This window comes from Pedobacter suwonensis (assembly GCF_007833675.1).
GTDB lineage: Bacteria > Bacteroidota > Bacteroidia > Sphingobacteriales > Sphingobacteriaceae > Pedobacter > Pedobacter suwonensis.
In genome coordinates, this window is record NZ_CP031708.1 from 3,960,012 (window position 1) to 3,971,885 (window position 11,874).

General features: G+C 39.1%; 12 protein-coding genes. 8 read left to right on the forward strand and 4 right to left on the reverse strand.

What is annotated here, in order from left to right:
• Nucleotides 1–189: 189 nt before the first annotated feature.
• From DV942_RS16360 to DV942_RS16380, 5 genes are all read left to right on the forward strand, one after another.
• The gene (locus DV942_RS16360) at nucleotides 190–1,317 is read left to right on the forward strand and encodes an ATP-binding protein (RefSeq protein ID WP_145859248.1); all 1,128 of its coding nucleotides are present in this window, start codon (nucleotides 190–192) and stop codon (nucleotides 1,315–1,317) included.
• Between the two features lie 26 nt (nucleotides 1,318–1,343).
• Nucleotides 1,344–2,108, forward strand: a complete 765-nt coding sequence (locus DV942_RS16365) for a 5'-nucleotidase, lipoprotein e(P4) family (RefSeq protein WP_145859250.1) — start codon at nucleotides 1,344–1,346, stop codon at nucleotides 2,106–2,108.
• Between the two features lie 57 nt (nucleotides 2,109–2,165).
• Nucleotides 2,166–2,384: a hypothetical protein gene (locus DV942_RS16370; protein WP_090983263.1), complete on the forward strand. Its 219-nt coding sequence runs from the start codon at nucleotides 2,166–2,168 to the stop codon at nucleotides 2,382–2,384.
• Between the two features lie 292 nt (nucleotides 2,385–2,676).
• Entirely contained in the window at nucleotides 2,677–4,011 is a 1,335-nt protein-coding gene (locus tag DV942_RS16375; protein ID WP_222431112.1) for an IS5 family transposase, read from the forward strand.
• 839 nt (nucleotides 4,012–4,850) lie between these two features.
• Entirely contained in the window at nucleotides 4,851–5,741 is an 891-nt protein-coding gene (locus DV942_RS16380) for a DUF4349 domain-containing protein (RefSeq protein WP_145859253.1), read from the forward strand.
• A 121-nt stretch (nucleotides 5,742–5,862) separates the two neighbouring features.
• On the opposite strand, the gene ruvC is transcribed toward DV942_RS16380, so the two are convergent.
• A complete protein-coding gene (gene ruvC / locus DV942_RS16385) occupies nucleotides 5,863–6,459 on the reverse strand; it encodes a crossover junction endodeoxyribonuclease RuvC (RefSeq protein ID WP_090983357.1) in 597 nt (198 codons plus the stop codon).
• A 40-nt stretch (nucleotides 6,460–6,499) separates the two neighbouring features.
• Here ruvC and DV942_RS16390 point away from each other — a divergent pair, with 40 nt between their 5' ends.
• From DV942_RS16390 to DV942_RS16400, 3 genes are read left to right on the forward strand one after another with little or no spacing between them, the layout of a single operon-like run.
• On the forward strand, nucleotides 6,500–7,477 hold the full coding sequence (locus tag DV942_RS16390; protein ID WP_145859256.1) for a lysylphosphatidylglycerol synthase domain-containing protein: 978 nt from the start codon (nucleotides 6,500–6,502) through the stop codon (nucleotides 7,475–7,477).
• The gene (locus tag DV942_RS16395; protein WP_145859258.1) at nucleotides 7,455–8,591 is read left to right on the forward strand and encodes a glycosyltransferase family 2 protein; all 1,137 of its coding nucleotides are present in this window, start codon (nucleotides 7,455–7,457) and stop codon (nucleotides 8,589–8,591) included. The genes DV942_RS16390 and DV942_RS16395 overlap by 23 nt, the downstream gene beginning before the upstream one ends.
• A complete protein-coding gene (locus DV942_RS16400) occupies nucleotides 8,591–9,733 on the forward strand; it encodes an ABC transporter permease (RefSeq protein ID WP_145859260.1) in 1,143 nt (380 codons plus the stop codon). Before DV942_RS16395 ends, DV942_RS16400 begins: the two co-directional genes overlap by 1 nt.
• Nucleotides 9,734–9,896: 163 nt before the next feature.
• Here DV942_RS16400 and DV942_RS16405 read toward each other — a convergent pair whose 3' ends face one another.
• Genes DV942_RS16405 through DV942_RS16415 form a run of 3 tightly spaced genes read right to left on the reverse strand, consistent with a single transcriptional unit; the run spans nucleotide 9,897 to nucleotide 11,871 of the window.
• A complete protein-coding gene (locus DV942_RS16405; protein WP_145859263.1) occupies nucleotides 9,897–10,349 on the reverse strand; it encodes a QcrA and Rieske domain-containing protein in 453 nt (150 codons plus the stop codon).
• A gap of 26 nt (nucleotides 10,350–10,375) precedes the next feature.
• On the reverse strand, nucleotides 10,376–11,323 hold the full coding sequence (locus DV942_RS16410; RefSeq protein ID WP_145859265.1) for a DUF5777 family beta-barrel protein: 948 nt from the start codon (nucleotides 11,321–11,323) through the stop codon (nucleotides 10,376–10,378).
• A gap of 5 nt (nucleotides 11,324–11,328) precedes the next feature.
• Nucleotides 11,329–11,871 carry a YceI family protein gene (locus tag DV942_RS16415; protein ID WP_145859267.1) on the reverse strand — a complete coding sequence of 181 codons (543 nt, stop codon included), beginning with the start codon at nucleotides 11,869–11,871 and terminating at the stop codon, nucleotides 11,329–11,331.
• Nucleotides 11,872–11,874: the final 3 nt, after the last annotated feature.

The window sequence follows — 11,874 nt, forward strand, 5'->3', positions numbered from 1 at the left end:
TATTTTGTGTTAGCAGTACACAATTAAATAAAATATAGGCCTATTTCTTAACTGAGATGGGCTTTTTTATGTTTAGTCATTTATAAATCCAAAATTATTATGTTATTTATGGATTTAAATCCAAAATTATTATATTTTTTCTGGATTTAAATCCAGAATTATTATATTTTTGGGAAATACTTTTAACTTATGATTGTTAGGAAACAGTTGGCTTATGCGCTGGAAAGGCTTTTTAAAGGTAAGGCCTTTATTGTATATGGACCCAGACAAACCGGCAAAACTACCTTTGTAGAACTGTTATTGGCAAAAGTTGATAAAAGAACATTATATCTAAGCGGAGACGATGCAGACGTTAGGGAAACTTTGGCCAAACCGAATGCCGCACAAATTCAACAGATGCTCGCCGGCTACGAAGTACTTTTTATTGATGAGGCTCAACGGATCAATGATGTCGGTTTGCTGATCAAAATTATTGTAGATCGTTTTAAGTCTGTTCAGGTGATTGCTACAGGTTCATCAGCATTTGAACTATCGGGTAAAATAAACGAGCCGCTGACCGGTAGAAAGTACGAGATGATGCTTTTGCCTTTTTCGTATGCGGAGCTGGTAAGTGACACAGATTTTATAACTGAAGAACGATCCTTGGAACAACGTTTAATTTATGGTTCTTATCCCGAAATTATTAATGCCCCACAAAATGCAGAAGAACATTTAAAGTTACTTGCAGATAGTTACCTGTATAAGGATCTTTTTACTTTAGAAGATGTTAAAAAGCCACTCCTTTTCGAAAAAATTGTAAAAGCTTTAGCGCTGCAGGTAGGCAGTGAAGTGAACTTTTCTGAGCTGGCGCAGCTGGTAAAGGCCGATCAGAAAACAGTTGATAAGTACATCAGTCTGCTTGAAAAAGCGTTTGTGGTGTTTAGTTTACCTGCCTTTGCTGGCAATGTGCGCAATGAGATTAAAAAAAATAAGAAAATCTATTTTTATGATACGGGTATTGTGAATGCCATTACCCGAAATTTCAATCCCTTAGCCAATAGGAATGACGTTGGCGCACTGTTTGAAAATTATATGATTGCTGAAAGGATGAAGTTTCTGCATCAGAACCAGATAGAGGCTGAATGCTTCTTCTGGCGTACCACACAACAGCAGGAAATAGATTACGTAGAAAAAACAAAAGAGAAATTTTTGGCTGTTGAATTTAAATGGAGCGAAAGGGGAAAAAATAAAATCCCGCTTACCTTTACACATGCTTACCCTGATGCAGAGACATTATTGATATCAAAAACCGATAGGGTAAGTTTTTTGAATAGTTAAACTTATCTTTACATTTTATTTAAATCATGAAAAAATACATCCTCCTCATCTTATTCACTGCTCCATTTTTTGTTAAAGCTCAAAACCCGGCAAGGGATTATACCAATGCCGTGCTTTGGCAGCAAACTTCGGGCGAATACAGAGCTTTATGTTTCCAGGCTTACAACTTTGCTCGTTTATCATTAAAAGAAGCACTATGGGCGGATACAAGTAAAAAGCCAAACTGTGTGATTGTTGATATTGATGAAACCGTTTTAGACAATTCCGCTTTTCAGGGCCATGAAATTAAAAAGGGACTAAGTTATGTGCCTGCAGACTGGACCGAATGGACCAACCTGGCACAGGCCGATACGGTTCCGGGTGCATTGGCTTTTCTAAAATTTGCTGCATCAAAAAACATTGAAACTTTTTATGTGAGTAACCGCGATGAAAAGGATTATGCAGCTACTTTAAAAAATCTGCAACATTTTGGTTTCCCTTATGCTGATGATGCGCATTTAGTGGTTTCGAAAGGAACTTCAAATAAAGAACCAAGGCGCCAACAGATTAGCGAAACACACCATATTTTATTGTTATGTGGCGACAATTTAAGTGATTTCAGCAACATTTTTTATCGCGAAAATAAAAATACCTTCGATCAGGTAAACGCCAGCCAGAACCTATTTGGAACAAAATATATTATGTTGCCGAACCCTATGTACGGGGATTGGGAAAAGCCTTTGTATCAGGGAGAAAAACTAAGCGATAAGGATAAAGCAAAGCAAAGATTAGAACGATTAAAAAGTTACTAAGTTCTATAAATATTCAGCAATAAGTATTACTTTTGCTGCATCATAAAAATAAACATTATGGAGAACAACGAATTAAAGCATAATACAGAAAGTATGAAAACGGCTAACCAGCCAGGAATTTATAAATTAATGATTTTTGGTGTACTGGTTTGCATAGTGGGTACTTACGCACGTTTCGCTTATGATTCGTGGCAAGTGTCTTTAGCATCCTGGATTGTTTTGTTCATCGGTGCAATTATTGCCATTAAAGGTGTATTCAAAATATTAGACGCATAAGCGATCTGCTATCAAAATATAAAGCCGGTTATGTTCATGCATAATCGGCTTTTTTGTTGTTAAATAAAGTATTGTTCTTTTTTTGAAAAGCAGGTTCCTGTGGCTATCGGTTGCGAAAGCCCTGCCATCCGCTTTACTTCACTGCGTTCGTGCCCGCTCCTGTCAGGTTTAAATTATTTAGTCGCCCCTTAAAAACAATTTAAATATTTGATTGTCAATAATTTGTTGATAAATTTCAGTATTATAAATTGCGGGTTTTGGTTATATTTATATCAAAAGCTTGCAGATATTTATGCTTAAACAACCAAAAAACACAACACAACTAAGTTTTTTACAGCCGGGTTTAAAGGAACAATTGTCGAACAAACATCCCTTGTACATTTTAGCGGAGTATGTTAACTGGCAATTGTTCGAGGACAGTTTTAAGAAGCATTACAAGGAGAATTTTGGCCGCCCGGCCAAGCCGATCCGCCTGATGGTAGCGCTGTTGATGCTCAAGCACATCCGCAACCTGAGCGACGAAAGTGTTGTAGAACAGTGGGCAGAGAATGCTTATTACCAATATTTCAGCGGAGAGCGGGTATTTGCGGCAAAAGCCCCTTGTGAGGCATCAGAGCTTGTTCACTTTCGTAACCGTATCGGTGCCGAAGGTGTGGAACTGATCTTCAGGGAAAGTATCCGTATCAATGGAAAAGGTGGCAAGGAAGATAAGGCCAGCATAGACACTACTGTACAGGAGAAGAACATTACTTATCCTACCGATAGCAAACTGCACCGGAAGATCATCAAAAAATGTATCGGGATAGCTGACAAAGCAGGACTCGTGCTTCGTCAGCGTTATACCCGCACTTTAAAGAAGCTGAGTGTTGAACAGCGTTTCCGCAACCATCCTAAGAACGGAGCCAAAGCGCGGAAAGCAGACAAAAAAGTAAAAACAATAGCGGGCAGACTGGTACGGGAACTACAAAGGGAATTACCGGCAGAAAACTACAAAACCGACCTGGAGCTGTTTGAGCGTGTACTCCTCCAAAAACGGCAGGACAAAAACAAGGTGTATAGCCTGCATGAGCCGGATGTAGTATGCATCAGCAAAGGCAAAGAGCATAAAAAATACGAGTTTGGCAGTAAAGTATCCATCACAGTCACCCAGAACAGCGGTGTGATCATCGGTGCAATCAATATCCAGGGGAATGACTACGACGGACATACACTGGATGCAGCTCTGGAACAACAGCAAAGGTTAACCGGTCATACGCTTAAAGAGGTCTTTGTAGACCGGGGTTACCGAGGGAGAAAAGAGGTGCTCGGAACTACTATCCATACCCCAAAAACTTTCAGCAGTAAACTAACGAACTACCGAAAGACCAAACTAAAGGCAGGCTTTACCAAAAGAGCGGCCATCGAACCTAAGATCGGGCATCTGAAAACAGACCATCGCTTAAGCCGCAATTTTTACAAAGGAATAAAAGGCGATAACATCAATGTAATGTTAGCTGCCGCCGCGATGAACTTCAAAAGGATGATGAATATCTGGAAAGATCATCTTTGGGCGCTTTTTTTAAGCTTTGTTCAGCTCGTAAAAACATTCATGAAACAACCAAAATATGATACAATCTTTGTTCAATGACTTTTTAAGGAACGACTATTTAGGTAAACCTTTTTATCCTAAACCCGACTGCAGCGGCAGCCCCTGATTCTTTACCAATGAATCGGCACTAAAATAGCATCAGGGCTAAAGCAAAAGGCGGGACTGCTATAACCCAACTGCTTCTGCATTTGCTTTCCAAAAAATAACGCATAGTTTCAGGCATCAACAGTAAGTTACTGAAATACAATCTTCTTTTTTGAAAAGCAGGTTCCTGTGGCTATCAGTTCCGAAAGCCCTGCCATCCGCTTTACTTCACTGCGTTCGTGCCCGCTCCTGTAAGGTTTAAATTACTTAGGTAAACCTTTCTATCTTAAACCCGGCGGCAGCGGCAGCCCCTGATTTTTCATCAGGGCTAAAGCAAAAGGCGGGACTGCGATAACCCAACTGCTTCTGCATTTGCTTTCCAAAAAATAACGCATAGTTTCAGTCATCAACAGTAAGGTTATTGAAATACAATCTTCTTTTTTGAAAAGCAGGTTCCTGTGGCTATCGGTTCCGAAAGCCCTGCCATCCGCTTTACTTCACTGCGTTCGTGCCGGTTCCTGTTAGGTTCAAAGTATCTTTGCAGACCTTTCTGTATTCAAAAAAATACCCTTGTAAATTTCTGATTATAAGGTAATTAATTTTTTCGTTTTTTTACTTTATGGAAATGCAGGTTATGTAACATCGTTATATAAACATTTTGTTTTTTGGGTTACCTAAAGCAGATTATAGTATTAAATGAAAAAGAGGGTTACAAACCAACCCAAAACACAAAACTTCTGATGGCCATTTGAAGCAAATATTTAAAATGATTATTTATTTAGAACCACACAATCATGAAAAGGAATATTATTGCTATAGCCATAGTTTTAACAATTTTTGGCTGCCAAAAATCGAACGAAAAGTATGCTAGCGCTGACGTTATCGATGCAAATGAATTAAGAGTACCTACAGATAGCATTACGGCTGAAAAAATCATCAAAACTGCAGATATGCGGTTTAGGGTTAAGGATGTTCAGCATACCAAAGAGCAGCTGAGCAAAACCATTAAAGCAGAAGGCGGAACGGTTGCTGAGTTTTCTATAGAAAGCACTATTCAGGAAACTGATAAGATTAAACAATCTACCGATTCGTTAAAAGAAATCACTTCTTATCGCACTCAGGGTTATCTGGTTGCGAAGGTGCCATCTGAAAAGCTGGATGAATTTACCAATACGATTGCAAAAATCGCCGTCTTTGTTGATCATCAGTCGATGAAAATGGACGATCAGAGTATTACTTATTTAGCCAATAAACTAAAGGCGCAGAATAGAGTTGATGCGATTGAAAAAATCAATAAAGTAGCATCTAAGAAAAGTGCCAACGTAGAATCATCGCTTTACATCAAAGATGATTATGTGGATAAAAGAATCGATAATATGCAGATTGATAACCGGGTTAAATTCAGTACCATTACCCTTAATTTTTATCAGGATAACACGGTAAAAACCATGATTGTGGCGAATGATAACCTGTATGATTACCGTCCGGCATTTATAAACAGGCTTTGGTTAGGAATTGTAAATGGCTGGACAATTTTTAAAGAGATTATTATTGCTGTATCTAACCTTTGGATGTTGATAATAGTAGGTGTTTTAATATTTGTTGTGATAAAACATTTTATCAGAAAGGACAAAATGGCCAGGGAAATGGCCACAAAAAATCTAATTAGAAATAATCAGATTTAAATTGTTTCATGGTTCGTGTCGGCACGAACCATGTTATCGTTTTTCTACCCAGAAATATTGCTTCACGCTTTATTTCCATAAGCCAGCGCTTCGGTTCGCAATGACGATTGAGTCGCTATGGTTAACCTTTTAGCTTAGTATTTACTTTTTTTATTCCGGTCACTTTTGTTTTATTATCGCTTACAAAAGATTCCCAGCCCGAATAGGTTTTAGATTTACCCCCTGCGGTAATTTTTTGAAAGGAATGGCAAACAGCAACGGCTAAGCCATCGGTAGCATCTAAAAACTCAGGTGTTTCCTTAAAGTTGAGCAAACGTTGCAGCATGGCCGCCACCTGTTCTTTGGTGGCGTTTCCGCTGCCCGTAATGGATTGTTTGATTTTGCGTGGAGAATATTCGGTTACTGGCACATTTCGAGATAACGCGGCTGCAATGGCAATTCCCTGAGCACGGCCAAGTTTTAACAGCACCTGGATATTTTTACCATAAAATGGCGCTTCTATGGCCAATACATCAGGTTTATATTGCTCCATCAATACTACCGTTTTTTCGAATATTCGCTGAAGCTTTAGAAAAGGATCGTCTAAATGAGTCATTTTAACCACGCCCAAACTGATCAGTTCCGTTTTATTACCCTTCTCCAGAATTACGCCATAACCCATCACCGCAGTGCCCGGATCGATGCCCATAATTACCCGTTCCTTTTTTTCGTTCAACATTACGGCAATATTAAGCATATTTGCAAATAAAAACAGAATCTTGACTGGCAGGCAAAAAAAAATAGTATCACTTCTTATCAAAGTTGCAATTGTAATATTTGCCTTTTGGTTTATTTACCATAAACTCGTTGCAAATAAAAATCTTCATGATTTTAGTACCTTATTAGAGGGAATCCCCCAGGCAGAAATGATCATGGTAATCGGAATAGTGGTACTGCTGATGTTTGTGAACTGGTTTCTAGAAGCTGGCAAATGGAAATACCTGATGAGCCATATTGAGCCCATTAGTTTTTACAGAGCCGTCGAATCTGTTTTTTGTGGGTTAACATTGGCGATTTTTACGCCAAATAGGCTAGGCGAATATGGTGGTCGCGTATTTTTTCTTTCTCCCCGAAGAAGAATTGTTGGAATAGTGGCCATGAGCGTAGGGAGCATTGGTCAATTGGTGTTAACCAACGTTTTTGGGGCTATTGCAACCTGCTTTTTCGTATATCGATTTATACCGATTGATCGGGTACTGTTTATCGTTTTGGTTTTCTTTGCTTTAATTTTTTGTCTGTTTTTTCTGGTCTTTTACTTTAATATCCGTTGGTTGAACGGGATTTTATTGTCTTTCAAATTCACCCGGAAATACAAAAAATTTTATAGCATTTTAGCCCGCTACAGAAAAAAAGAACTCTTTAAAATTATAACGTATTGTTTTGCCCGTTACCTGATATTCAGTTCGCAGTACTTTATTCTTTTTGTTTGGCTGGTGCCGGGACTGCAATATGCTGATATTGTAATGATGACCTGCTTGCTATTTTTGGTACAGTCGGCATTACCTTCGCTTGATCTTTTTGACGTGGGCATCAGAAGTGTTACTGCGGTTGAGCTTTTTAAACATGTAACCGATCAGCACGCGGCTGTTATTGCATGTACCGCCAGCATTTGGCTCATTAATATTATAATTCCTGCTATCTTAGGCACTTATTTCGTTTTTAAACTCAATTTTTTTGGAAATCTTAAATCTAACTAGTTTATTTTCTGCTGCGCTAACCTTAATTTATGGTTTTTTGGTGCTCAACTTCATCAGGGGGTGGCATAACCTCACATATTTTAGCCCACAAAAATCTGATCCTCGAACCAAGGTTTCTATTATTGTTGCTGCACGAGATGAAGAGGAGAATATCAATAAAACGATTGATGATCTGATTGCTCAGGAATATCCAAAAGCTTTAACGGAAATTATTATTATTGATGACCATTCTACTGACAGGACCGCAGAAATTGTGCTGAGTTATGCCGATCGTAATGTAAAACTAATTAAGTTGAATGAGGATCGGGCATTAAATTCTTACAAGAAAAAAGCCATCCAAACCGCTATTGGTACCTGCTCAGGCGATTTAATTATTACCACCGATGCCGATTGCCGGATGGGGCCCAATTGGTTGACCACGATTGTAAAGTTGTATGAAGAGAAAAACTATAAAATGATTTCTTCTCCCGTTGCTTATTTTCAGGAGAAAAGTTTTTTTGAGCGGTTACAGTCTTTAGAATTTCTCTATCTTATAGGGTTAGGCGCTTCCACCATTGGAAATAAACAGCCTTCAACTTGTAACGGCGCAAATCTGGCCTATGAAAAAACAACTTTTTATGAAGTTGGCGGCTTTCAGGGTATAGATGATCTGGCATCAGGCGATGATGAATTACTACTGCATAAAATTGCTGCCAAATATCCAGATCAAATCGGTTTCCTTAAAAACAGAGAGGCCATCGTGTATACCCATGCAAAAGAAAACCTGGGAGCATTTATCCAGCAACGTAAACGCTGGGCCTCTAAAAGTACCCGTTATAAAAATAAGGCGATTATTGTTTTGGGCGTGCTGATTTGGATCTTTAATCTTTCTATTCTTGCAAATTTTATAACCGGACTTTTTATTCCTGGCTTTTTGGTTATTACATTTTATCAATTATTGGTTAAAATGGTTTTAGAAACCCTATTTTTATGGGATGTAACGGGTTTTGCAAAGCGGCGCAATTTACTCATTTTAATACCTGTTTTAAATGTGCTCCATGTAATTTACATGGTGTATATCGGCATTGCCGGAAATAGTGGAAAATACAATTGGAAAGGCAGAATGGTTAGGTAATGGATAATAGCCCATCAAAAAAAGTTTGGTTAAAGTTTAAGCGGAATAAGCTGGCCTTTGGCGGGCTGATCTTTATCTTACTCTTGATGCTGATGGGCATTTTGGGCTATCTGATTATGCCTGATGATTCTCCAAATGCGAATGTGCAAACACTCCAGTTAAACAAAAAGAAGCCGGGCAGTACCTTTACATTCTTAATTACCAGTCGAAATCCAAAAGTAGAAAAGGTTAACCTTTTAGAGCGGATGTTCTATGGGCAAGCACCTGCTTTTAAAGGTATTCCGATCACGTCATATAAGATAGAAGGTGATGCGGTTTATGTTCAGGAGTACATTGGAGATGATGAAAAAGCAAAAGAAACGATATACAAGCTTAAAGATTTATGTCCAAGGTGTATTTTGCCTTCGAAAATAGGACCGCCAGAAGCAGTTTTTGAAAAAAATAACATCTACACTCGCACCTATATTTTAGGAACTGATATTTATGGCCGCGATTTGTTAAGCCGATTGATTTTGGGCATTCGTGTGTCGTTATCCGTAGGTTTGATGGCGGTGCTGATTTCACTTTTTATTGGGGTAAGTTTAGGTGCCATTGCAGGGTATTTTGGAGGCCGGGTAGATGCCTCCATCAGCTGGTTTATGAATGTGGTTTGGTCGCTGCCATCACTTCTGCTCGTTATTGCCATATCATTTGCTTTAGGGAAAGGATTCTGGCAGATATTTATCGCTGTAGGTTTATCAACCTGGGTAGATGTGGCCAGACTAGTGCGAGGGCAGGTGATGGCTTTAAAAGAAGTAGAATTTGTAGAAGCGGCAAGGGCCCTGGGTTTTAGCACAGCCAGAACCATTATCAAACATATATTGCCTAATATTGCCGGACCTATACTGGTTGTGGCCTCTTCTAATTTTGCATCGGCCATATTGCTCGAAACCGGATTGAGCTTTTTAGGCTTTGGTGCACAGCCACCTATGCCAAGCTGGGGAAGCATGATTAAAGAACATTATGGCTATATTATTATGGATGCTGCTTACCTTGCCGTTTTACCAGGTTTAGCCATTATGTTTACGGTTTATGCCTTTAACGTACTTGCAATAGGTTTGCGTGATGCCTTTGATGTTAAAGGACAAAATGTAACGGTCTAAACGTTCTTCCATAAAAAAGAGACTTGCTCATAAATATAGAATTGTCATCCCTGAGCTTGTCGAAGCACCTATTTTAAATATTTTATAAGGCGTTTCGACAGGCTCAACGTGACAAATTCAATTAATTACAATTTATGATACAACCCTTTTCCCTTAAAACCAATTAAGCTGTTGCGGTCAGCTTATTTCCTGAAACAGTAAGCGGATAAACTTTTAAAGCGCTGGTGGTTCCACCGCCAATCGGTTGGGCTAAAACGCTGCCTGACGTGGTATACCTCGAACTGTGTAAACCACATTGAATATAATTACTGTCCTGAATAAATGTTAATGCTCCTCCCTGGTGAGGACAAACCGCTTGTGTAGCCACAAATGAAGTACTGGTATTTCCTGTTGCAGTACGGATAAATAATATGCTGTTTACCGTGACAGATGCACCAACAGTTAATAACTGCGTGCTCAGGTCAACACTTGCTGTAGTGCCCGAAGGAACACCACCACCATTTGGCTGGTTGGGTTCTGGTGCATCACTTTTTTTTCCGCAAGCAGAAAAGCAAGCTCCGGTACAAACCATGGCAACACCCAGTCCCAATGATTTGATAAATTCGTTACGTTCCATAATGGTTTAGTTTTGTTTAATTTGGTCTATTTTGATTTTTTCTTATCAAATGAAAATCTTCGCGCTATACTGAAGCCCCAGCGGTATTGACCTTTCAGCCACGAAGTATTGGTATCGGTAATAAACTGCGATTCCTGAATGGCGGTTGCATTGGTGAAATTAAGGTGAAAAATATGTCCACCGGTTTCGAATTCCAGTCCGGCACCAAGCGTTTTGTAGTATTTGGTCCCCAATGTGCTTTCAAGATATGCTTCTTTATTTTTATCCCTGAATGGAATGGTGTAATCTGCCACAAAAGCCATGCGTTTGGTAATTTTGATGCGTCCGCCAACGGATAGAGCAAGCATATCGTTCTGGTCGCCAAAAACGGTAAAATTGCGGTGTACATACGATGGCATCACCAGCATTGAAAAGTTTGAGTTAAACTTGCGTGCAATTACCGCCTGCACCACATAAGTCAAGCGGTCTTTAAATCCGTCAAATGCATTTGCAGCCGTAGGATCTGTTGAAGTTTTCGCTGCTGAAACGGTAGTACTCCCGAATAAAGTTACCGCCACCGGTATTTTATCATCAGCGGTTTGCTCCAGCAAGCGGTATTTTAAGTTTCCTTCGTAAAGCTGCGTAACTACACCAGCTCCTTTAGCCCTTGCCAAGCCTACAGAAAGCTTATCGCTGATCCCGTATTCAAAACCAATGCGGATATCTGTCGATTGATCCAGTCCGAAAAAGTTTTTGGTACCACCTGCACTACCCGCAATATCGCCAAAACGGTGATCTACCCTAAAATCAAGCTCATTTTTATAAATGGTTTCATTGGTTTGTATGTTAATGAGTTTGGGCGCTTTAAAAGTTGCCTTTACATTACTTTTTTCGGTAGGTAGCTCTAATGCTTTCTCAAGCGAATCTTGTGCAGAAGCCAAAGCAGGCAGAAGAATAACGGATAGATATAAAAGAGATTTTAGACGAAATTTCATAAATTTTATTTTTTGGGTTGATAAATGGCGGTTACTTTTACCTGGATAGTTTCTGCAATCTGTTTAAAAACGATCGTTGGGATTTTGATATCATGATCGGCCAGTTTTACATTAAATGCAGAAGTAGCTTTCACCTCGTCGGCGGTAATGACGATTAATCCTTTTGTGGTATATGCTTTGGTTACACCATGGAGCTGCAGGTTACCCTTAACCGTTACCGGATAAGTGCCAGGTTTTGAAAAATCGATCTGTTCTACAATTTTTCCTTTGAAATCAGAAGTCGGATACTTATCACTTTCTATATAATTTTCATTAAAATGCTCCTGCATCAGTTTTTTCTTGAACTGAAAAGAGGTATTGTTGATTTTGAAAATGATATCGTTGGTTTTGGTGTTGATTGCCGAGGCACCTGTTTTGCTCTGGGCATCGATATCTTCTACAGGTGTTGAAGAAAAAAACGAAGAATTAACGCTTTTACTTACCAGAATCTGCGCCTTTATACCTGTGCATAATACCAGGGCTATTAATGTGAAAAATAATTTTTGCATCTG

Bases quoted from the DNA above. Each gene is read 5' to 3' on its own strand.
- DV942_RS16360 (WP_145859248.1), top strand. From the start codon at position 190: ATGATTGTTAGGAAACAGTTGGCTTATGCGCTGGAAAGGCTTTTTAAA.
- DV942_RS16365 (WP_145859250.1), top strand. From the start codon at position 1,344: ATGAAAAAATACATCCTCCTCATCTTATTCACTGCTCCATTTTTTGTT.
- DV942_RS16370 (WP_090983263.1), top strand. From the start codon at position 2,166: ATGGAGAACAACGAATTAAAGCATAATACAGAAAGTATGAAAACGGCT.
- DV942_RS16375 (WP_222431112.1), top strand. From the start codon at position 2,677: ATGCTTAAACAACCAAAAAACACAACACAACTAAGTTTTTTACAGCCG.
- DV942_RS16380 (WP_145859253.1), top strand. From the start codon at position 4,851: ATGAAAAGGAATATTATTGCTATAGCCATAGTTTTAACAATTTTTGGC.
- ruvC (WP_090983357.1), bottom strand. From the start codon at position 6,459: ATGTTGAACGAAAAAAAGGAACGGGTAATTATGGGCATCGATCCGGGC.
- DV942_RS16400 (WP_145859260.1), top strand. From the start codon at position 8,591: ATGGATAATAGCCCATCAAAAAAAGTTTGGTTAAAGTTTAAGCGGAAT.
- DV942_RS16405 (WP_145859263.1), bottom strand. From the start codon at position 10,349: ATGGAACGTAACGAATTTATCAAATCATTGGGACTGGGTGTTGCCATG.
- DV942_RS16410 (WP_145859265.1), bottom strand. From the start codon at position 11,323: ATGAAATTTCGTCTAAAATCTCTTTTATATCTATCCGTTATTCTTCTG.
- DV942_RS16415 (WP_145859267.1), bottom strand. From the start codon at position 11,871: ATGCAAAAATTATTTTTCACATTAATAGCCCTGGTATTATGCACAGGT.